The sequence below is a fragment of the Saccharibacillus deserti genome, assembly GCF_013618475.1.
Lineage (GTDB): Bacteria > Bacillota > Bacilli > Paenibacillales > Paenibacillaceae > Saccharibacillus > Saccharibacillus deserti.
This window is the reverse complement of record NZ_JABJVN010000003.1, coordinates 20,543-41,218: the sequence shown is the minus strand read 5'-3', so window position 1 is coordinate 41,218 and position 20,676 is coordinate 20,543. Positions and strand designations below refer to the sequence as shown.

The window sequence follows — 20,676 nt, the reverse complement described above, 5'->3', positions numbered from 1 at the left end:
GCTGCGATCCCGCTGGGCTCTTGGTTGGGAAACGGGAATCTTACTTATCGTTCAGAGCCACAACGCCCGGGAGGGCTTTGCCTTCCATGAACTCCAGGGAAGCGCCGCCGCCTGTGGAGATATGGTCCATCTTCTCGGCCAGGCCAAATTTCTCGGTTGCCGCAGCGGAGTCGCCGCCGCCGATGATGGTGTAGCCTTCGGTTGCTGCGCAAGCTTCGCCTACGGCACGGGTACCGTGGGAGAAAGGCTCGATTTCGAACACGCCCATAGGTCCGTTCCAAACGACCAGTTTGGACTTCGCGATGACGTCCGCGTACAGTTCACGCGTTTTCGGACCGATATCGATGCCTTCCCAATCGGAAGGAATGCCGTCTTCGACGTTGATGATCTTCGTGTTCGCCGAAGCGCTGAAATCGTCGGAGATTACGATGTCGACCGGCAGCATGAAGTTCTTGCCGAGTTTCTTCGCCTTCTCGATGAAGCCCAGAGCGACGTCGAATTTGCTGTCGTCCAGCAGCGATTGACCGATTTCGTAGCCTTGGGCTTTGAAGAAGGTGTACGCCAGGCCGCCGCCGATCAGCACGTTGTCGGCAATGTTCAGCAGGTTGTCGATCACGTCGATCTTGTCTTTGACTTTGGAGCCGCCGACGATCGCCGTGAACGGGCGTTCCGGATTCAGCAGCGCTTTGCCGAGAACGTCGAGTTCTTTTTCCATCAACAGGCCGGAAACGGCCGGCAGGTGGTGCGCGATGCCTTCGGTCGAAGCATGCGCGCGGTGAGCGGCGCCGAATGCGTCGTTTACGAACAGATCGGCGAGCGAAGCGAACTCTTTGGCGAGTTCCGGATCGTTCTTCTCTTCACCTTTGTGGAAACGCACGTTTTCAAGTACCAACACGTCTCCGTCTTTGAGCTCGGCGATTTTAGCCTTGACCGTCTCTCCGATCGACTCGTCCGCTTTGGCAACCGGTTTGCCCAGCAGTTCGGACAGGCGTTCCGCGGCGGAAGTCAGTCTCATCGACTCGACAACTTCGCCTTTTGGACGTCCCATGTGGCTCGCCAGCAGCACTTTCGCGCCTTTTTCGGTCAAATATTCGATCGTCGGAATCGTTGCACGGATACGCGTATCATCCGTAATTTTTCCGTCTTCGAGCGGAACGTTAAAATCGACGCGCACAAACACGACTTTGCCGTTTACTTCTACGTCACGTACACTTTTCTTATTCATAAATTAAATCCCCCATGCCCTCAAATTTAGAATTCAGGATTCCAAGGAATACGACTCTCGCAGCGCGGCAACTTAGAAAAAGCGGAAACAAAGAACTTCTGTTTCCGCTTTTTCCGCATGTCGCACATTGACCGGGTTCCCATGAACGCGGTCAACGTACCCAAAGATTGCTATTTACTTGCCGTTCTTCGTGCGAAAATGTCCGGAATTACTGAGCTTTTTTCGCGAAGAATTCAAGCGTGCGAACGAGTTGAGCCGTGTAGGACATTTCGTTGTCGTACCAAGCCACTGTTTTAACGAGCTGCTTGTCGCCAACTGTCATTACGCGGGTTTGCGTAGCGTCGAACAGGGAACCGAAAGTCATACCCTTGATGTCGGACGATACGATTTCGTCTTCAGTGTAGCCGTAAGTTTCCGCGTCGGAAGCAGCCTTCATTGCCGCATTGACTTCGTCAACCGTTACGTTTTTCTCCAGAACCGTTACCAGCTCAGTCAGGGAACCTGTAGCAACCGGCACGCGTTGTGCTGCGCCGTCAAGTTTGCCTTGCAGCTCAGGAATAACCAGACCGATTGCTTTTGCAGCGCCAGTCGTGTTAGGAATGATGTTTTCTGCTGCTGCACGGGCACGACGGAAGTCGCCTTTAGGGTGCGGAGCATCCAGAGTGTTCTGGTCGCCTGTGTAAGCGTGGATCGTAGTCATGAGACCTTGAACGACGCCGAACTGGTCTTGCAGCGTTTTTGCCATAGGAGCCAGGCAGTTCGTTGTGCAAGATGCGCCGGAGATAACCGTTTCCGTACCGTCGAGGATCTCGTGGTTAACATTGTAAACGATTGTCTTCATGTCGCCAGTTGCCGGAGCGGAGATCACGACTTTTTTAGCGCCAGCCGTAATGTGCTTCTCAGCGCCTTCTTTGGTCGTGAAGAAGCCTGTGCATTCCAGAACGATGTCAACGCCGAGCTCTCCCCAAGGAAGTTCTTCAGGGTTGCGGTTCGCCAGAACCTTAACTTCTTTGCCGTTCACTTTGAAGAAGCCGTCGTGTACTTCGACTTCGCCGTTGAACTTGCCTTGCGTTGTATCATATTTCAGCAGGTGTGCGAGCATTTTCGCATCGGTCAAGTCGTTGATTGCGACAACCTCGATACCTTGCACGTCTTGAATGCGGCGGAAAGCCAAACGTCCGATACGACCAAATCCGTTAATTCCTACTTTTACAGTCATTGAACAGTTCCTCCTAAGAAAATGGTTTTTGAAGAAATGTTTTCATTTATTCAAGGCGAGTTTCTTCATCAATGGATAAAAAAGCGCCGCCATGAGTAACACAGGTCAATTGCTCTCCAATACATGCACGATTTCCAGCGCGGCCGCTTCGTCGATCACCAGAATGTCTTCCTGACCGAACCGCAGTACCGCATGAATCGCCTTCGCTTTCGATCTGCCGCCCGCAATGCCAAGCACGACGTCCGCCGCCTTGATATCGTCGAGTCGGAGCCCGAGAGTCAGCATGTTATGTACGACGCTGCCGCTCTCGTCGAAGTAATAGCCGAACGATTCGGCCACCGCTCCTTTGTCCTGAAGCCCGCCGGTTGTCTGTTCATCCAGCTTCCGTCTTCTCGCCATATCCACCGCGTTGCCGATGCCGTGCACAATGATGCGCGCGGTCCGGATCTCGCGGACGATTTCCTGGATGTTCGGGTCGTGTACGAGCGATTCGTACGCTTCCCGGCTCAAAAGATCGGGCACATGCAGCAGCCGGTAATCGGCGCCTACACGCTTGGCCATGTTGGAAGCGATGGTATTGGCTTGGATTTCGAGGCTTTCGCCCAGTCCTCCGCGAGCCGGAACGAACCAGCTCCCTTTGAGGGGGCCGTTCACCGGATAGGTCAGCTGCTCCGCCATCTCGGCCAGAGTCGTGCCTCCCGTTACGGCCACCACATCTCCACCCCGCATGACGCCGAGCAGCGCTTTGGCTCCGGCTTTGCCGAGCTCGCGCTTGGAGAGGGGCGATTCCTCGCAGTTTCCCGGAACAACCACAACTTTCTGCAGTCCGTAGAAACGGCGAATCTTCTCTTCCAAATTGGACAATCCCACTAATTCCTTCAATACCGGTTCCAGACGCTCAAGAAGGAGTTGTCCGGCATCGCTGATCCGCATGCCTGCCGTGTCCGTTTCAATCAAGCCCTGCGCTTTCAGCAGATCGGTCTCGGCTCTCAGCACGCGTTCGGTCATCTGAAGGGAATGAGCCAGTGTTCGGCGTCCCGTCGTGCCCGTCAGCATAATCTGATGTAGGATGGTATACCGTTTCTTGAGAGTTTCCATGAGATCGGGAAGCAGCTGCTGCTGAATTTCGAGAATGTTCTGCATGCGTTCCACCTCTGCAAACTTCGTCTGCCCGTATAATTTAAATCAGTGGACATCTATTGTCCCGGGAACACTTTTTCTGTCCCACACCTAGTTTAACCAATTTGACGTCGCGATGCAAGCTCTGCCATGCCTCTATTTTGGATTCTTTCGCTTGCGTTCCCGCGCTACTATATATAGGCAAAAAACCGACCGGCAAGCGCATGATGTAGGGGTGTTTTTGTCCTCTTTTTCACAATTTTCGCAGGGCTTGCAATTTCGCTTGGCGCCTAGTATAATAATCATTGCTGCTGTTTATAAGCGTGCGCCCGTGGTCCAATGGATATGACGTAGGCCTCCGAAGCCTGAGATCCAAGTTCGATTCTTGGCGGGCGCGCCATTATTTTTACAGCATCTCAGCTTTCCGAACGGTTCCATAATTGGAAGCCCGTTATTATTTAACTGTATTTTTCCTTCCTGACGCCGATATCGGCTATTTTTTTTGCATAAAGTTTGACTTTCTTTGACTTTGTGTTTGGGATTGTTTATCATATGGGTAATACCAGCTAGACGTTTATCGGGCCTTCGTTTGCATAAGGTTCGACAGCTCATCCAGCCTGGGCATCCAATCCAATTCTAAGAGCGGACTTCATCCGTTCACAAGGAGGTTTTTCACTGTGGGTTACATTCCTATGGTCGTTGAACAAAGCAACCGCGGCGAGAGAGCTTACGATATTTACTCCCGTCTGCTGAAAGACCGCATCATCTTCCTCGGTACCGAAGTCAACGATGTCGTGGCCAACGCGATCATCGCACAGCTCCTGTTCCTCGAAGCGGAAGATCCGGAGAAGGACATCTACCTTTACATTAACAGCCCGGGCGGTTCGATCACGGCCGGCATGGCGATTTTCGATACGATGCAGTTCATCAAGGCGGACGTATCCACGATCTGCGTCGGCATGGCCGCTTCGATGGGCGCGTTCCTGCTGAACGCCGGCGCCAAGGGCAAACGTTTTGCCCTGCCGAACAGCGAGATCATGATTCACCAACCGCTCGGCGGCGCCCAGGGTCAGGCTTCGGATATCGAAATCCGTGCCCGCCGCATCCTGGCACTGCGCGACAAGCTGAACCGCATCCTCTCCGAGCGTACCGGCCAACCGCTGGAACGTATCGAAAAAGATACGGATCGCGATTATTTCATGGAAGCCGCAGCCGCGGCGGAATACGGCATTATCGATAAAGTGATCGAGAAACCGATTGCCGAAGCCGGCGTGAAGTAAACCTTTGCCTCAAGAATCAAAAAGCCGTCCGGTGCAAGCCGGACGGCTTTTTTGCGTTCGCTTTCGTTACTTGCGCTCATTGAGAGGCATTTACCGTCATTTGCGGTCATTACGCAACCGTACCGCGTCGTCTGCGTAATAGGTGCAGATACATAATCATTCGCACGTACACCCGAGGAGGACAACGCCCATGCAGTTTCGCCATAACGATTTTCGCGTCTTCAGTTCGCTTCGCAGAGAAAACATGATCATCGAAGTCATCCAGGCCGGCGGACTGCCGGAAAATTATAACGCCGACCTGGCCAAGTCCGTGAACCATCACGATTCGGAACGATTCGGCTGGCAGCAGGTGCGTATCCTGCTCGACAATTCTTCCGCCATTCTCGAAGCGGGCGCCCTGCAGTTCATGTTCGGCAATATCGAAATGGAGAACCGTTCGGGCGGCGTAGGCGGCTTCGCCAAGAAATTTGTAGGCAGCGCCGTGACCGGCGAATCGGCCAGCAAACCGGTCTATCGCGGCACGGGCGAGATTTATCTGGAGCCCAAACGCAAAGACTTTACGCTGATCGAGCTTGCGCCGGGCGAAGAGATCATCGTGGACGACGGCCTGTTCTACTGCGCGGAAAATACGGTCAAAGTCGGCGTCGCCAAGCAGGGCAATGCCTCGACGGCCCTGTTCGGAGGCGAAGGACTGTTCCAGACGAAGATCACGGCGTCGGACAGCAGCTACGTCGTACTGGAACTGCCCGTTCCGGAATATGAGCTTGTCCGCTATGAGCTCAAGGGCGAGACGCTCAAAGTCGACGGAACCTTCGCGGTGCTGCGCAGCAGCACGGTCGAATTCTCCGTCGAGCGTTCGACCAAATCGCTGATCGGCTCGGCTTCGTCCGGCGAAGGCATGCTCCAGACGTTCCGTGGGCACGGCGAAGTGTGGCTCGCGCCGACACTGCCGATGCGCGCCCGGCCTTTCTAACCCCAACACGCCGCGGCCTTTGTTATCCAACCCTCACGGCGTATCAAAAAAAGCCCCGGACTTTCCGTATACGCGGAAAGTCCGGGGCTTTGCTTATCGTCTGCTCAACGGCCCAGCAAAGCGGAGAAATCGGGCAGCTCCAGACCTTCGAGCTGCGAGATATCGCCCGCAACGTCGGCAGCGGTCTTCTCTTCGAGCACACGCTCCATGGCCTGCTGCGCCGACAAGAAGATCGGATTCATCGCGGCCTGGATATTGCGGCCGACTTCGCAGTTCGGGTTCGGGCTGTCGTGCAGCGCGAACAATCCGCCTTCCCCGACCGCTCCGACCGCTTTGTAGACTTCCAGCAGCGTAATGGAAGACAGCGGCTTCTTGAGGCGCGCGCCGGCGATCCCGGCTCTGGCTTCGACCAATCCGGCGCGGCCGAGCATGCCGGTGATTCGCCGGATCACCACCGGATTCGTATTGACGCTTGACGCCATAAATTCCGAAGTCGCCGTGCCGGGAGCCGAAACGCTCAGCAGGATCAGGATATGCACGGCTACCGGAAATTTCGTGCTGATATTCACTTCGCATTCCTCCCTTCCGACGCTTCATTTGGATGTTTTCGTGAAACCATTCTAGTTACATTGGCCGACAAAGTCAACCTTTGGTCGTTTCGGCGCTGCAGATAATCTGTGTCCATCCGAAGCGGTCTTCCAGATCTCCGCGCTGAAGCGCAGTCAGCTCGTCGTACAGACGGCGTGTCCATTCGCCCGTCTCTCCGCTGCCGATCTTGAACGTCTTGCCGTTCCAACCAATTTCGCCGATTGGCGAAACAACGGCCGCGGTGCCGGTACCGAAAGCTTCCAGCAGCGTACCGTCTTCGGCGCAGCCGCAGAGTTCGTCGATCGTAATCGGACGCTCTTCGACGTCATAACCGAAATCCCGAAGCATATGAATCGCCGAGTCGCGGGTGATCCCGTTCAGGATGCTTCCGCTGAGCGAAGGCGTCACGATCCGGTCGCCGATCCGGAAGAAGACGTTCATGCTGCCTACTTCTTCGACGTATTGACGGTGTACGCCGTCCAGCCAGAGCACCTGCGAGTAGCCGGCTCCGTATGCGTTCTCCTGCGCCTGCATGCTCGCCGCATAGTTGCCGGCCGTCTTGGCTTCGCCGACACCGCCTGCAACCGCCCGCACATCGCGCGTCTCCACGTGAATTCGAACCGGATTCAGACCTTCCGCATAGTACGCGCCGACCGGCGACAGAATGATCATCATCTTGTACTGGAGCGACGGATTCGCGCCCAGATGGTTCTCCGTTGCAATCGCGAACGGGCGGATGTAGAGCGACGTTCCCGGTTCGGAAGGCACCCAGCTGCGATCGAGCTTGATCAGCTCTTTGAGCGATTCCAGAACGAACGTTTCGTCGATCTCGGGAATGCTCATCCGGCGGCAGGAGCGGTTGAAGCGCTCGAAGTTCTTCTCCGGACGGAACAGACGGATATTGCCGTCTTCCCCGACGTATGCTTTCATGCCTTCAAAGATGGTCTGGCCGTAATGAAAAACTTTGGCGGCCGGGTCCATCGGGATCGGTCCGTAAGGAACGATCTTGGCATCGTGCCAGCCTTCGCCCTTTTTGTAATCCATCGTAAACATATGGTCCGTCATATAAACGCCAAACGACAGGTTGGCGGTATCCGGTTTCGGTTTGTGCTGCACTGCCTTTTCGATCTTCAGTTCACCCTGCATGATGCACGCTCCTCTTTTTATATTGAATCCTATCATCGTCTTACCTATATTAATAATATCCTTTTCGTCGGTTCTGCATACCCCAAAAGTATGAAAGGAGGAGAAAAAAGATGGATTTGCGCCAACTGCGCTATTTTGTAGCCGTTATCAAGGAAGGCCAGATCACTTCCGCCGCCAAAAAACTGAATATGGAGCAGCCTCCGCTGAGCCGTCAGATGAAGCTGCTCGAAGAAGAATTAGGCACGCCCCTGTTCGACCGTACCGGCCGGAAACTGGTACCGACCGAAGCGGGCAGACGGCTGTATGAACGGGCCGAAGAAATGCTGGTGAATCTCGAGGAAACGCTGCTGGAGATTCGGGAACTGGGAGAAGGCGTCGGCGGCACCCTGTCGATCGGGGCGGTCGTCTCCTGCGTGTCGCTGCTACCGGGCGCGATTGAACGTTTCGGCAAAGAATACCCGGCGGTTGCTTTCAAAATTCAGGAAGGCGACCACTTCCAATTGGCCGAGCTGCTGCGCAAAAGGCAGATCGAACTGATCGTCGCCCGACTGCCGTTCGAGGCTCCGCCGGGCGCGGACGATTACGGAATCGCTTCTCTTCCGCCCGATCCGCTGGCCGCTGCGGTACCGACGGCCTGGGCCGAATACGCGGGGCGCCGAAGTCTTCGCCTGGGGGAACTTTCGGGGCGGCCTTTTCTGACGCTCAAGACCGACCGGACCACCGGCATGCACGAACGGATCATGCAGGCATTCGCCGCAAAAGGCAGCGTTCCCCGGATTTTTTGCGAATGTTCCAGCGTGGCCGTCATCCTGGCTCTGGTCGCCCAGGGACTCGGAGCCGCCCTGCTTCCCCGATCGGTGCTGTCTTCGTTCCGCTCGGAAGATTTCGGGATGCTCGAACTGGAAGACGCCGCTTTGCAGGCCGAAGTTGGACTGGTTTGGCTGCAGGATCGCTATCTGTCGAGAAGCGCGGAACGTTTTATCGAAGAACTGATCGGGCAGCCGGAACTTGCGGCATTCCGGACTCCTATACCTTAAAGCGAATACGAGCAAAGCCCGGAACGGCGCGATAACTTTCGCGCTGCTCCGGGCTTTTGCACGGCGGATAGTCGAACCGGCCGCCTATCTGATCAGGTCATTTCGCCAACGTTCCGCTTACAGTCCCGCGAACGGATTCGTTCCTTTTGGAAGCAGGGAAGCGAAGGTGAAGTCAAAGGACGGAATTCCTGCCGCATAAGGCGTGTATTCATACTGCTGGAAGAAGATCGTGACTCCGCCGTTTCTGACGTAGAATCCCGGGCTGCTGCCGATCGTTTTGAAGCCGTCCGCTTGCAGCAGCGAGCCGTCTTTCTTGAACTGCGCAGCAATCTTCTTGTCCATGGCACTGCGGTAGTCCGGGTTGGACTTCAGCAGTTGGGCCAATGTGACGTTTTTGCCGGTTTCGACATTGAAGTTGTACGCCGTTTGAATCGTGCTGCCGTGTGCGCCGCCGTAGAACGAGTAATCCTGCAGCACTACGCTGAACAGACCGTCTTTGTTGTAAGAGATCATATAATTGGCATCGGCTTCGTAATGCATTTCGCCGGGAAGCTCTCCGAATTCTTTGACTTGTCCTTCAAAGTCTTTCTGGAAAGCCTGCGCGTGCTGCTTAAGCGCAGCGTTGATCTTGGAGATACCGGCTCCGCTTCCGGACAGCTGCGGATAACGGATATCGACGATTCCGTCTTTCACTTTGCTCTCCAGCTTCTTCTCGGTTACGGTTACGCCTGCAGCGGCAGCCGGCTTCAGAGCCAGGGTGCCCGAAGCGGCGCTCCATACGGAATCGATGCCCGCGTAATCGCGCAGCAGAGAGCTTGGAAGGTACATGGCCCCGTTTTTGACCCGGCCTTCCTCACGAAGCCCGACTCCGTTTGCCCCAACCCAGATTTGGCTCGGGTAAGGCGACAGGGTCAGTTTATTCGGCGATGTGCCAAGCTGGTACAGTCCGGTCGTTTTATCGTAGGTGAACGACAGGCCTGCGGCTTTCGCCAACGTTTTTACCGGAATGTAAGTCGTGCCGGAAGCCTGGAAAGCCGCGGCTCCGATGGCTTTGCCATTCCAGGTGACTTTCACGTTTTTCGCTGCTGTCGTGCTCGAAACCGCGGAAGCGGCGTATGCCTGGGAAGTCCCCGTCCAAGCGGCGGCCGGCAGCAGAAGACCGGCGGTCAGGACGGCGGCCGTCATCATTTTGGTCGTTTTATTGAATGTTTGTTTGGTATATTTCATCTTATTCGGCTCCTTCGCATCTTCGCGGTGTCTATGTCCCTATCCCTTAGTGATTATAAAGGAGCCGACGCGGGAATGGATGACAAGAAGCGTTACAGTATTGCAACTCCAGCCCGGGTTTTTTTACAAAACTGTCAAGACTCCCGACTTACGCGGCATCTTACGCATCGGCGCCTTCGTTTCCTTCCTGCCAGCGGGGCGCGCTCATAATGCTCGAGAGTCGGCCTCCCGGAGGTGCGGGACGTACCGGAAAATCCAGCTCCAGAATGATCATCGGCAGTCTGCCTCTTTCCAGATTGCGGTCGGCGAAATATCCGTAGAAAGAGTAGAGAGACCCGCAGGGATAGTTGTCGGCATCGGATTCCTCATAAGGACGGAAGATGGCATTGCTCTCGATATCGCTGAAGTCCGGCTGCCGCTTCAGGTCCGCCGCATAATCGCAGCCCGTCTCGAAACATCCGCCGTTCTCTACGTTTTCCGTAAACCATTCCAGCATACGGTCCAGCAGACGGGCGGGACGGCTTGGGGAAGCGATCAGAATTTCGGGATGTCCGAAGCTGTATTCCAATCCAACCGTAAACGCATAGTTCATTCCTTCGTCGGAGAGCACGATCGGTACCCAGCCGTTCTGCATAAGCTGCGGAAGATAGGACAGTCGTTTGCGTGCAAAATCCTCATATTCCGCACAAAATAACGAGTAACGCTCGATCAAATTGCGGATGGGATTTTCATTCAGCAGTCTTCGGTAATATTGCTTTTGGGTGTCGGGAATGTTCAATGTTTCGATCAATGGGATCACCTCGCTTTTCGGTTCCGAAGAATTTGTAACCACGTTCGTTTGTTACTCCTTTTTTAAACCTCACATCCGTTTCCAAACAGTTTAACCGTCTTTTTTTGCAAAATATTCATCCTCTGCATAATGAAAAAACCCCTGTCCGGCGCGTGTTTAAGCAAGAAAGCCGCCTTTGCGCAGGGCGCAGGCGGCTTTCTTTATTCAGCTATATCGGCAGAACGCTTATTTCATTTCGTACTGCACGGTAAGACGGGTCGTAACCGTGATTTCGCCCGGTTCGATCGATGTTCCGGCATTCGATTCGCTGGCCGTTGCCATAGCGCGATCATACTGCGCGTAAGCGATCGGAGCCTGTGCATCGTCCTGGCTGATCGTGATGACCGCGCCGAGACTCCGGTTAGCGGCTTTGGCGATGGCTGCCGCTTTGGTGTTGGCACTTGCCATGGCTTTGGCGATCGCCTGCTCTTCGTACTTGTCCGGATTTTCGGAGGCAAAGCTGATATTTTGGATCCGGTTGGCGCCCGCCTCGGAAGCGGCATCAAGCAGCTGTCCGATCTTGTCGAGATCGCGGTACGTTACTTTGACCGAGTGGGTCGCGCTGTAATCTTTGAATTTCTGGCCTTCTTTATCCGTGTAGGTATAGTTCGGCGATACGTAGAACTGCTCGGTCTGGATATCTTTGGCCGCAATTTTCCAGTCGGTCTTGAGCAGCGTGCTCAGTTTGTTCATCGTCGCTGCCGTTTTCTTCTGCGCGGCCGCGGCTGTAGCCGCATTCGATTCTACGCCGATGTACAGATAAGCAACGTCCGGTGTCACTTTGATCTCGCCTTTTCCGACCACATTGATGACATTCACCATGCTCACCTCCGCCGCCTGTGCTTGTCCCATGCCGAACGAGGCGGGAAGTGCCGCTCCTCCTACCAGCAAAGTGCCGGCAATCAACACACTGCCCAGCGGTTTCATCCACATTTTCATCATTTACCCCTCCTGATTATCGTTGATTACCCTTTAAACGACCTGTTGTCGGAAAAGGTTGCAGCGCGGCGGTCTCCCGGGTTTTTTTCGTCAAAAATAAAGATCGACAGCCAAAAAAGCCTGTCCGCCGCTTTCCCTGAAGGAGGGAAGGCAGCGAAAAGGCCTGGATTGTAGGAACGATTGGAATTTAGGCGGCCGGTTCTTTCTCCGCCTGTGCCTGATCGTCGATTTTGGCTGCCCCGCTAACGGTGCTGGTCAGCAGAAGATCGTTGATGGCCGCATTTTCGGCGCGTGTCAGCACTTTGCGGGATTGGAAATCAGCCGCGCCGGAAGCGTCGATCTTCACTTCCGGACCGTGATACCCCAATGCCACCAGCAGTTTGACTGCGGATTCGGCCCACTTGTCGGTTTTCCCTTTCAGTTCGATCGGCTCCAGCAGTTCGTCGGGATACAGACCGCCCATCGAGTTGTAGATGATTAGAGCCGCTTCCTGACGGGTAATCGGACGGTCCGGTTCGAACAGGCCTTTGGCGTTGCCCGAGATGAGGCCGTATTCGTAAGCCGTCTGAACGGCCGCCGCATACGGATGTCCTTTGACGTCTTTGAGCTGCGGCGCTTTCTCGGACAGCGGGATCGCGGAGGTCCGCATCAGCATATCGATATACTCGGCCCGGGTGACGGCTTCGTCCGGTCCGAACGACAGGTTCGGATCGTTCGGATAATAGCCGAGCGACTGCAGGTCGAGAATATACGAAGCATACGGATGCGTCGATTTGATATCGTTGAAGCCGGCCGGCACCTGTCCTTTTTGCTCATAGCCCATCGGATTCAGATACGGCTCTTTCAGATAGGAGACGCTTCCGTCCGCTTCGGTCTTGAACGCGACCAGCATCTTGTTGGCATCCATAAACAGTCCCGGTCCCACTTGGCGCAGCGCACGTTCGCCGGTCAGCGGGTCGGAGATGACCATACGTCCGCGCGATCCGGGTCCCACTTTGGAGACGACGCTTTCGACGCGCAGGTCTTTGTAGAGACCTGCATAACGTTCGAGCTGCTCCGGCGCTTCCGCCGTGAACGCAGGAAGCTTCGCTTCCGCTCCGTACTGCGGGAAGAAACGGGCGATAAAGGCGGCATACAGCTGTTCGCGCAGCGCCCCGTTCTGATTGTAGACGACGAAGACGCCGGTATCCTGTTCCGGAATCAGGAACATCAGGGAACTTGCGCCGGGCACATCGCCGGCTTTGGTAATGACTTTACTGCTGCTGCCCGCGCCCGGAAGCTGCGAAGGCGCTTCGAAGCCATAGGTGGAGTCCGGCAGCAGCGGATGGATCGCCGAGCGGTATTCGGACATGGCCGCTACCGTATCCGCCTTCAGCAGCTGCGTCCCGGAAGCCGTTTTGCCTTCGTTCAGGAACGCGGTCATGAACTTGGCGATGTCTTCCGTTGTCGACAGCATCCCGCCCTGCGGCATAAAGCTTTGGCTGACCGGATAAGGCTTGATGGTCTCTTCGGCCGCGTATCCGGTCACCGAACGCTTCAGCAGGTCCCCTTTGAGCTGGAAGCCGCTGCTCTTCATGTCGAGCGGAGCGAAGACGTTCTGCTCCATATACTGCTCATACGGCACTCCGCTTGCCTGCTGCACGATATAGCCCAGGAGCAGGAAAGCAAAATTGTCGTACATGTAAGCGGTACCGGGTTCGCGCGCGACATCCGGCATATATTTGGTTACATACTCTTTCATGTTCATGTCTCTGTTCGGCTTCGGATCCAGATCTTCCTGACGGGCATCCTGGATCTTAAAGCCGCTGCGGTGTGTCAGCAGATCGGCGACGGTAACCGGTTCGGCGAACGGGTTACCGAAGGTTACCCCGCCGAGATATGTACGAATGTCCGCGTCCAGACTGAGTTTTCCTTGTTCCACGAGCTGCATGACCGCAGCTGCGGTGAACGTCTTCGAGACGGAAGCCATACGGAATACGTCTTTTTTCGGATCGACCGGACGTTCGCTCTCCACATCGGCGTACCCGTAGCCTTTTTGCGCCAGAACCTGTCCGTCTTTGACAACAACGACCGCGGCCCCGGGAGCCAGCTCCCGGATAGACTCCAACTCGAAAAATTCATCCAAAAAAGCCGTGACCGTGGAAGCGGTGAGCGCCGTATCGCGGGCGGCAGGCGAGGATGCGGCGACAGGTTCCTGAGCGGCATACGAAAGAGCGGGCGGGAGCAGGGTCAGCACAAGTGCGGAAGCCATAACGGCTTTAGTCCATTTGACCGATGCCGCCCTCCAAATATTCGTTTTTTTCAATTCTATTTCTCCCTTCTCATTCTTTGATCGCGGAATTGGCGGACGAATTCGGGTAATCAGCCTACATAGCGAGCGTATTGGCACTCATTTTTACCCTTTCCGGCTTAGGACCTAAACAGGATAAAGGCGGCTTTACGGCAAGAAGTCTAAATATTTTTAGGTGAATTGGAAAAAACAGCGAAAAACCCTCTGCGGTGTACAGAGGGTTTGACCTGTAGGGAACGCTGCAGGAGCACTGCCCGCAATATTCTTATTGGTTTTCCAATTCTTCTTTGCTGACGAGACTCATTAAAGCGGTTACAGCCTGCTCGGCGTCCGCGCCTTCCGCACTGATGTAAATTTCGGTTCCGGAACTGATAGCCAGGCTCATGATCCCCATGATACTTTTGGCGTTTACTTTTTTATCTTCCTTTTCTACGAAGATTTCGGAAGAATATTTATTGGCTTCCTGAACGAACAAAGCCGCGGGTCTGGCGTGCAGCCCCGTCTTCAGTCGAACGACTACCGGGTGTTTGGTCATGAGCAATCTTACCCCCTATACGAAATGAAGTTCCTGTCGAAACGCATTATTATACTCAGTATAACATAACTTCGGTTGCTCACACTAGTATAAAACCCAGCGGGCCGTTTGCAAACCTTCCGGGCCGCCGATTTGCTGGCGTACCCAAAAGACCGGGTCGCTTGTTCAGCTGCCCCGGATTTTCTCCGCCATGATATCGAGTTTGCGCAGCCGATGGTTGACGCCGGATTTACTGACGGTTCCTTTGAGCAGCTCGCCCACTTCCTTGAGATTGATCTCGGGATGGGCCAGCCGGACTTCCGCCACTTCGCGCAGCTTGTCCGGCAGATTCTCCAACCCGATTTCTTTTTGCAAAAAACGGATATTGTCGATCTGCCGCACCGCGGCGCCGATCGTTTTGTTGAGGTTTGCCGTTTCGCAATTTACGATCCGATTGACCGAGTTGCGCATATCGCGCATGATGCGAACGTCCTCGAATTTGAACAGAGCCTGGTGGGCTCCGATAATATTCAGCAGTTCAATGATTTTTTCGCCCTCTTTCAGGTAGAAAATGAAGCCTTTCTTCCGTTCGATACAGCGGGCGTTCAAATGAAACTCGTTCGCCAGATTGACGAGCGACTGGCAGTGTTCTTCGTACATGGAGGCGATCTCCAGATGGTAAGACGATCCTTCCGGATTGTTCACCGAACCGCCGGCCATAAAAGCACCGCGCAGGTAAGCGCGTTTGCAGCAGTTTTTCTTGACGATGTCGGGGCTGATGCCGGGCAGGAATTGGAATCCTTCCGAGGTAATCTTCAGCGATCCGAGCAGTTCCTGTACACCGGCCGGAATCCGGACGATATACACATTATTTTTTTTGAGACGCATTTTCTTGCGGACGAGCAGTTCCGTATGCACACTGAAGTGCTTTTTGATCAAGGAATAAATGCGGCGGGCGATCGCCGCGTTTTCGGTCGAAATATCCAGAATGACTTTTTTGTTGGAGAGCTGGATCGAGCCGTTCATCCGAATCAGCGCAGACAGCTCCGCTTTTTCGCAGCAGGCTCCCGCCTCTACCATCGTCAGTTCTTTTTTGGTTTGAGCCGCGAACGACATGGGCTGTTCACCCCTTCCGTATCATCCAGTCTTCCACGAGTCTGTTAATATGTTCACTCAATTTGTCCGCGTCATGCCGCAGATAGGTGCCGTATTTGACAAAAGTATCGGCAATGACGGTACAGTTGGTTCCCGCGATTTCTTCCAGATCCAGCCGGACCGGTGTCGCGCCTTCTTCCGCATAACGCAGCTGCACGTCTTCGGGAATATGCCCGCTGTTGACCAGCACGTAATCGAACAGATGGCTGCCGACATGATCGTAAACGGCTTGAAGATGATCGCCTACGCTGAAGCCGTCCGTTTCCCCCGGTTGGGTCATGACGTTGCAGATATACATCTTGATCGCATTGGACGCGACCACCGCTTCGGCCAACTGCGGGACCAGCAGGTTCGGCAGCAGGCTTGTATACAGGCTTCCGGGTCCGATCAGGATCGCATCGGCGCGCTGGATCGCCAGCACCGCTTCCGGCAGCGCTTCGACTTCCGCCGGCTCGAGGAAGATCCGCTTGATCTTCCCGCCGTATTCCGGAATACTCGATTCGCCGGTCACGATCGTGCCGTCTTCCATCTCCGCGTGCAGAATAACGCCTTCTTTTGCCGCCGGATAGACGCGTCCGCGAACGGCGAAGACCCGCCCGAGCTCGCGCACGGCGGTCACAAAGTCCCCCGAGATGTCCGTCATCGCCGCCAGGATCAGATTGCCGAGACTATGTCCCGCCAGCCCATTCCCCGTCTTGAAGCGATAGCTCAGCATTTCGGACAGCAGCGGCTCCACGTCGGCCAGCGACGTAAGCACGTTGCGGATATCGCCCGGAGGCGGCATCTGCAGTTCGCTGCGCAGAATGCCGGAGCTTCCGCCGTCGTCGGCCACCGTTACGATGGCCGTAATGTCGAGCGGCTGCTCCTTCAGTCCCCGCAGCATCACGGAAAGCCCCGTTCCCCCGCCCATGACCACGATGCGCGGACGGCGGACGGGCCGCAGTGCCTGTTGTTTAATACTCATGAATGTTCACTCCTCCGTACGTCGACCGCTTCCGATATGACGTTCTTCGCGAAAGGGCTTACCGCCCCGCTTCGCTTATTCAGTGGCGGTCCCGATCGGCGTCCCGGTGATTGACACGCACTTTTTCGGTCTCGCTCGCTCCCAGCATCCGGCCCAAATATTCGGAAATCGCCACCGAACGGTGTTTGCCGCCCGTACAGCCGATTCCGATAATCACCTGGCTTTTGCCTTCTTTTCGATACTGCGGGATAAGGAAATGCAGCATATCCAGCAGTTTGGTCAGAAACGTCTGGGTCTCCGGCCATTTCATGACATAATCGTAAACGTCGCTGTTCTGACCGGTCAGCGGACGCAGATTGTCGACATAATGCGGATTCGGCAGGAAACGGACATCGAAGATCAGATCCGCATCGATCGGTACGCCGTATTTGAAACCGAACGAAGTCACGTTGACCGAGAGGCGGTTGCTTTCCATATGGGAAAATCGGGAAATGATCTTCTCTTTGAGCACCGCCGGCTTCATGTTCGTCGTATCGATAATCTGCGTCGCCGAATTTTTCAGCTCTTCCAGCATTTTGCGCTCGAGGCGTATGCCGTCGAGCGGCATGCCGTCCGGAGCCAGCGGGTGGCGGCGGCGCGTTTCCTTGTAGCGCTGCACCAGCACCGCATCGACGGCATCAAAGAACAGAATCTCGCTGTGAATCGTAAAATGGTCTTTGATGTAGGCGAGCGATTCGGACAGGGCCGCGAAAAATTCCCGGCCCCGCAGGTCGATGACCAGCGCGACCTTGGCGATTTTGCCGTTCGACTGTTCGATCAGTTCCGCAAACTTGGGGATCAGGACCGGCGGCAGATTGTCGACGCAGAAGAAGCCCAGATCTTCCAGGCTTTGTACGGCGATCGTCTTGCCGGCTCCCGACATTCCCGTAATGATCATCAGCGTGGCGGACGAAGCTGCCACCTTATTGCTCGGAATCTCGGTCATGCGGGTTCCCTCCCTGGAATGGCGATCATTAACGAAGCATCAGGCCCGCTGCGCCGATCATGCCTGCATCGTTGCCCAGCATCGCCGGTACGATTTGTACGCCGCGCTGCAGCGGGTCGGGCGTCAGCTGTGCAAACGTCTCGCGAATCGGATCGAACAGAATGTCGCCCGCTTTCGATACGCCGCCGCCGATGATAAAGCTTTGCGGATTCAGTACGGCCGCTACGGCCGCCATCGATTTGCCAAGGTACAGCGCGGCGCGTTTGACGATGCGCAGCGCGACTTCGTCGCCCGCTTTGGCCGCATCGAACACGGTCTTCGCGGTAATCTCGCTGGCATCGGAAATAAAGGTACGCTCTCCGCGCTCCACCGCTTCTTTCGCCATGCGAATAATGCCGGTAGCCGAAGACACGGTCTCCAGGCAGCCGGTCTTGCCGCAGCCGCACTGGATCGCTTCCAGATCCGGCACGACATCGATATGGCCGATCTCGCCCGCCATGCCGGCGGAGCCTTGATAGATACGGCCGTTGATGATGATTCCGCCGCCTACGCCGGTTCCCAGCGTATAGCATACACAGTTCTCGACACCTGCTCCGGCACCGCTCCAGGCTTCGCCGAGAGCCGCGACGTTGGCATCGTTGTCGATCTTGACGGGCTTGCCCAGCCGCTCCTCGAGAATGGCGCGGATTGGAACGTCTTTAAAGCCTATGTTCGGCGCCATGACGATGATCCCGTCACGCACATTGGTGAATCCGGCAACTCCGGCGCCGACCCCGGCCAGTTGTTCCCAGGAATACGGAGATTCTTCAACGACGCGGCGAACGTAGGCCGCCATGTTGGAGATTACCGTTTCCGGACCTTCGGATACTCCCGTCGGCCCTTCGTAAGTATGCAGCAGGACGCCGCTCTCGCTGCACAGACCGACCTTGATCGTGGTGCCGCCCAGATCCATCCCGACGTAGACATTTTCAGACATGATACAAGCCACCTTTTTTCTTCAATATAGAGAATATGGGAACCGATCAGACCGTTTGCTTGGAACCGGCCGCTTCGGAACCGCAGCCCGCCCGGGAAAACGCTAAAATCCGTTTCCTTCGTCTCCCACTATAAGCGAACGCCCGGTTTCGGTCAAGCGAGTGGACCGCGGCTCAAAGCCTTGCCCCGCAAGGGTCGAAAGCCTTTTCCACAATGCCGCCTGCCCGCTTTTGCCCGTTCGCCTGCCAGGGCGGCGGGCAGCGGAACACCCGGGGGCGTTGAAACCCTTGCAGGGCGGGCGGTTGCGCGCTCTTCCCCGATTGGATAGAGCAAAAACCCTTTGTTCGCCGGCGGCGAACAAAGGGTGGAGAAGAAGCGGCCGGGAGCTCGATCACACTTCCGACAATATGCGTTTTTGTCCGTCCAATTCGCGAATCGGCGCTGCATTCCGGGTAAATTCGAGAGTCCCGAGATAGGTTCCCGCTGCATCCCGAATCGCAAAGTAGCGGATATAGACGAACTTGTCCTTGAACGGAATCCTGAAATCTTCATGGTCTTTGCGGCCCGCTTTGAAATCGTTCAGCAGTTCTTCGACCACATGCACGCTTTGCGGCGGGTGGCAGTTCTGCACGGAGCGCCCGACGACCGCTTTGGTGCGCGCGAAGATCCGTTCTTTGCCGTGCGAGAAATACCGCACGATATCGTTCGCGTCGATAACGGTCAGATCGACAGGCAGGCGATTCATGATCGGTTCCATCTGCCGCACGGAGAGAATCCCCGTATCGAAACGGATATAACCGTCGGACACCGGGGCGGAGTCCGTCGCACCCGCCTGCGGATGTGCCGGACGGCCTTCTGCCGCAGCATCCATCGCGGCCGCCTGCCGGGCCAGATCGGCAGCCTGCTCGGTCATTTTCGCGGCCTGTCTCGCCATGGCGGAGGCCTGGGCGGCCCGATCGGCTGCCGAAACGGCTTTCTTCGTTTCTGCGGTCGGCAGCCGGGCCTGTTCCCGTTCCTGCCGAAGCATGTCCGCGACCCAGTGCGGCATTCCGGCCGGTCTGCCGGAAGCTCCGGCTTCCGCCTTGGGCCCCGGCAGCGAACGGTGCGTCTGTGCGCGGACCGGCTGCTCCTTCAAATTTTTATGAAAACAATTCTCAATCAAAATGCAGCACGCGGCCCCTTTCATCCTTGTGATTCTACGCACAATCTTTCGACTCACAAAAAAAGAGTCCCGTTTTTGTACGGATACTCTTTTGGAAAGCATTCTACCGCGTCTCTGCCTCGTATTTGCACAAATCCACTTTCCCGGGGGCGTCTATCAGGATTCTTCGTGCCCACTTCCTGTCTGTTGGTCTTCCGGGTGCAGCAGATCGGCCAGCATCCGCTCCCGGTGGTTCAGAAATTCGCGGGTGACGATATAATGCTCCGTTTCTTCCGCCTTGCATGCCCGGATCCCGGCCGCCGTGAGATTGTACAGCCGGCTGTCCGGATAGGACATCAGCAGCGGGGAGTGGGTCGAAATGATAAACTGTGCGCCGCTGCCGGCCAGCTCGTGGATACGCGTGAGCATCGCCAATTGACGGACAGGAGACAGCGCCGCTTCCGGCTCGTCGAGAATGTACAGACCGTTGGGCCCGAACCGGTGCATGAAGGTCGCGAAAAAGGCTTCCCCGTGCGACTGTTCGTGCAGGGAACGGCCGCCGTAGCTGTCGATGATCCGGTTCCCGCGAACTTCTTTGTCCAGCTCGTCGATCGTCGTCGCCACATTGTAATAACTTTCCGCCCGGAAAAAGAAGCCGTCTTTCGGCCGCGCCGTCCCCCGGATCAGCCGGATATGCCGATGCAGCGGGGAATGGGTCTCGGCGGTTGCGAAGTTGAAATTCAGCGTGCCGCCTTCCGGGTTGAAGCCCCAGGATGCCGCAATCGCTTCGAGCAGCGTCGACTTGCCGACTCCGTTCTCGCCGACGATATACGTCACCCGCTCATGAAAATCAAGACTTTCCAGCTCGCGGACCGCCGGTAGACTGAACGGATAGCCGCCGGGCAGCGGGGACTGTCCTTCCTCCAGTTCGATTCTCCGCAGATAGCGCCGGTCCGGTCCTTCTTGGCGTACATTCGACATATCCAACCCTCCTCCGAAATTGAAAACCTGTAGGTTCCCGCCAAAAAAAGAACGCGCAGACGAGAAAGTCCGTTACGGATTTTCGTCTG

18 protein-coding genes, 1 tRNA gene and 1 pseudogene are annotated in these 20,676 nt (G+C 55.8%); 4 read left to right on the top strand and 16 right to left on the bottom strand.

What is annotated here, in order from left to right:
• Nucleotides 1-40: 40 nt before the first annotated feature.
• The 3 genes from HOP44_RS10535 to HOP44_RS10525 form a co-directional block, all read right to left on the bottom strand.
• Entirely contained in the window at nt 41-1,225 is a 1,185-nt protein-coding gene (locus HOP44_RS10535; RefSeq protein ID WP_172253118.1) for a phosphoglycerate kinase, read from the bottom strand.
• Nucleotides 1,226-1,433: 208 nt separating this feature from the next.
• A complete protein-coding gene (gap, locus tag HOP44_RS10530) occupies nt 1,434-2,444 on the bottom strand; it encodes a type I glyceraldehyde-3-phosphate dehydrogenase (protein WP_172253116.1) in 1,011 nt (336 codons plus the stop codon).
• A 105-nt stretch (nt 2,445-2,549) separates the two neighbouring features.
• Nucleotides 2,550-3,587 carry a sugar-binding transcriptional regulator gene (locus tag HOP44_RS10525; RefSeq protein ID WP_172253114.1) on the bottom strand — a complete coding sequence of 346 codons (1,038 nt, stop codon included), beginning with the start codon at nt 3,585-3,587 and terminating at the stop codon, nt 2,550-2,552.
• A 301-nt stretch (nt 3,588-3,888) separates the two neighbouring features.
• On the opposite strand from HOP44_RS10525, the gene HOP44_RS10520 reads away from it, so the two are divergent.
• The 3 genes from HOP44_RS10520 (at nt 3,889) to HOP44_RS10510 (ending at nt 5,816) form a co-directional block, all read left to right on the top strand.
• Nucleotides 3,889-3,963, top strand: a tRNA-Arg gene (locus tag HOP44_RS10520).
• Nucleotides 3,964-4,240: 277 nt separating this feature from the next.
• Nucleotides 4,241-4,843 (top strand): ATP-dependent Clp endopeptidase proteolytic subunit ClpP, encoded by a 603-nt coding sequence (clpP, locus tag HOP44_RS10515; RefSeq protein ID WP_141447935.1) that lies wholly within the window; start codon nt 4,241-4,243, stop codon nt 4,841-4,843.
• 190 nt (nt 4,844-5,033) lie between these two features.
• On the top strand, nt 5,034-5,816 hold the full coding sequence (locus tag HOP44_RS10510; protein WP_172253112.1) for an AIM24 family protein: 783 nt from the start codon (nt 5,034-5,036) through the stop codon (nt 5,814-5,816).
• A gap of 104 nt (nt 5,817-5,920) precedes the next feature.
• Here the strand turns inward: HOP44_RS10510 and HOP44_RS10505 are convergent, their stop codons facing one another.
• Both HOP44_RS10505 and HOP44_RS10500 read right to left on the bottom strand, forming a co-directional pair.
• Nucleotides 5,921-6,385, bottom strand: coding sequence for an Rrf2 family transcriptional regulator (locus HOP44_RS10505; RefSeq protein WP_172198133.1), 465 nt, complete (start codon nt 6,383-6,385; stop codon nt 5,921-5,923).
• Nucleotides 6,386-6,458: 73 nt separating this feature from the next.
• Nucleotides 6,459-7,550, bottom strand: coding sequence for a branched-chain amino acid aminotransferase (locus HOP44_RS10500; protein ID WP_172253110.1), 1,092 nt, complete (start codon nt 7,548-7,550; stop codon nt 6,459-6,461).
• A 110-nt stretch (nt 7,551-7,660) separates the two neighbouring features.
• On the opposite strand from HOP44_RS10500, the gene HOP44_RS10495 reads away from it, so the two are divergent.
• A complete protein-coding gene (locus tag HOP44_RS10495) occupies nt 7,661-8,587 on the top strand; it encodes a LysR family transcriptional regulator (protein ID WP_172253108.1) in 927 nt (308 codons plus the stop codon).
• A gap of 117 nt (nt 8,588-8,704) precedes the next feature.
• On the opposite strand, the gene HOP44_RS10490 is transcribed toward HOP44_RS10495, so the two are convergent.
• From HOP44_RS10490 to HOP44_RS10440, 11 genes and pseudogenes are all read right to left on the bottom strand, one after another.
• Nucleotides 8,705-9,814: a PdaC/SigV domain-containing protein gene (locus HOP44_RS10490; protein WP_172253106.1), complete on the bottom strand. Its 1,110-nt coding sequence runs from the start codon at nt 9,812-9,814 to the stop codon at nt 8,705-8,707.
• Between the two features lie 160 nt (nt 9,815-9,974).
• On the bottom strand, nt 9,975-10,604 hold the full coding sequence (locus HOP44_RS10485; RefSeq protein WP_172253104.1) for a hypothetical protein: 630 nt from the start codon (nt 10,602-10,604) through the stop codon (nt 9,975-9,977).
• Nucleotides 10,605-10,829: 225 nt separating this feature from the next.
• A complete protein-coding gene (locus tag HOP44_RS10480; protein ID WP_343059840.1) occupies nt 10,830-11,585 on the bottom strand; it encodes an SIMPL domain-containing protein in 756 nt (251 codons plus the stop codon).
• A 184-nt stretch (nt 11,586-11,769) separates the two neighbouring features.
• The gene (locus HOP44_RS10475) at nt 11,770-13,887 is read right to left on the bottom strand and encodes a serine hydrolase domain-containing protein (RefSeq protein WP_246369731.1); all 2,118 of its coding nucleotides are present in this window, start codon (nt 13,885-13,887) and stop codon (nt 11,770-11,772) included.
• A 250-nt stretch (nt 13,888-14,137) separates the two neighbouring features.
• Nucleotides 14,138-14,407, bottom strand: a complete 270-nt coding sequence (locus HOP44_RS10470) for an HPr family phosphocarrier protein (protein WP_172253102.1) — start codon at nt 14,405-14,407, stop codon at nt 14,138-14,140.
• Between the two features lie 165 nt (nt 14,408-14,572).
• Complete coding sequence (gene whiA, locus HOP44_RS10465) at nt 14,573-15,502, bottom strand: DNA-binding protein WhiA (protein ID WP_172198145.1); 930 nt, start codon at nt 15,500-15,502, stop codon at nt 14,573-14,575.
• A 7-nt stretch (nt 15,503-15,509) separates the two neighbouring features.
• A complete protein-coding gene (locus tag HOP44_RS10460; protein ID WP_172198147.1) occupies nt 15,510-16,505 on the bottom strand; it encodes a gluconeogenesis factor YvcK family protein in 996 nt (331 codons plus the stop codon).
• Between the two features lie 79 nt (nt 16,506-16,584).
• The gene (gene rapZ, locus HOP44_RS10455) at nt 16,585-17,490 is read right to left on the bottom strand and encodes an RNase adapter RapZ (protein ID WP_172253100.1); all 906 of its coding nucleotides are present in this window, start codon (nt 17,488-17,490) and stop codon (nt 16,585-16,587) included.
• A 28-nt stretch (nt 17,491-17,518) separates the two neighbouring features.
• Entirely contained in the window at nt 17,519-18,466 is a 948-nt protein-coding gene (locus tag HOP44_RS10450) for an ROK family glucokinase (protein ID WP_172253098.1), read from the bottom strand.
• Nucleotides 18,467-18,856: 390 nt separating this feature from the next.
• A pseudogene (locus tag HOP44_RS22770) lies at nt 18,857-19,264 on the bottom strand (PAS domain-containing protein); the annotation flags it as partial.
• 519 nt (nt 19,265-19,783) lie between these two features.
• Nucleotides 19,784-20,587 carry an AAA family ATPase gene (locus tag HOP44_RS10440; RefSeq protein ID WP_172253094.1) on the bottom strand — a complete coding sequence of 268 codons (804 nt, stop codon included), beginning with the start codon at nt 20,585-20,587 and terminating at the stop codon, nt 19,784-19,786.
• Nucleotides 20,588-20,676 lie beyond the last annotated feature (89 nt).

Bases quoted from the DNA above. Each gene is read 5' to 3' on its own strand.
- HOP44_RS10535 (WP_172253118.1), bottom strand. From the start codon at position 1,225: ATGAATAAGAAAAGTGTACGTGACGTAGAAGTAAACGGCAAAGTCGTG.
- gap (WP_172253116.1), bottom strand. From the start codon at position 2,444: ATGACTGTAAAAGTAGGAATTAACGGATTTGGTCGTATCGGACGTTTG.
- HOP44_RS10525 (WP_172253114.1), bottom strand. From the start codon at position 3,587: ATGCAGAACATTCTCGAAATTCAGCAGCAGCTGCTTCCCGATCTCATG.
- HOP44_RS10510 (WP_172253112.1), top strand. From the start codon at position 5,034: ATGCAGTTTCGCCATAACGATTTTCGCGTCTTCAGTTCGCTTCGCAGA.
- HOP44_RS10500 (WP_172253110.1), bottom strand. From the start codon at position 7,550: ATGCAGGGTGAACTGAAGATCGAAAAGGCAGTGCAGCACAAACCGAAA.
- HOP44_RS10495 (WP_172253108.1), top strand. From the start codon at position 7,661: ATGGATTTGCGCCAACTGCGCTATTTTGTAGCCGTTATCAAGGAAGGC.
- HOP44_RS10490 (WP_172253106.1), bottom strand. From the start codon at position 9,814: ATGAAATATACCAAACAAACATTCAATAAAACGACCAAAATGATGACG.
- HOP44_RS10480 (WP_343059840.1), bottom strand. From the start codon at position 11,585: ATGATGAAAATGTGGATGAAACCGCTGGGCAGTGTGTTGATTGCCGGC.
- HOP44_RS10470 (WP_172253102.1), bottom strand. From the start codon at position 14,407: ATGACCAAACACCCGGTAGTCGTTCGACTGAAGACGGGGCTGCACGCC.
- whiA (WP_172198145.1), bottom strand. From the start codon at position 15,502: ATGTCGTTCGCGGCTCAAACCAAAAAAGAACTGACGATGGTAGAGGCG.
- HOP44_RS10460 (WP_172198147.1), bottom strand. From the start codon at position 16,505: ATGAGTATTAAACAACAGGCACTGCGGCCCGTCCGCCGTCCGCGCATC.
- rapZ (WP_172253100.1), bottom strand. From the start codon at position 17,490: ATGACCGAGATTCCGAGCAATAAGGTGGCAGCTTCGTCCGCCACGCTG.
- HOP44_RS10450 (WP_172253098.1), bottom strand. From the start codon at position 18,466: ATGTCTGAAAATGTCTACGTCGGGATGGATCTGGGCGGCACCACGATC.
- HOP44_RS10440 (WP_172253094.1), bottom strand. From the start codon at position 20,587: ATGTCGAATGTACGCCAAGAAGGACCGGACCGGCGCTATCTGCGGAGA.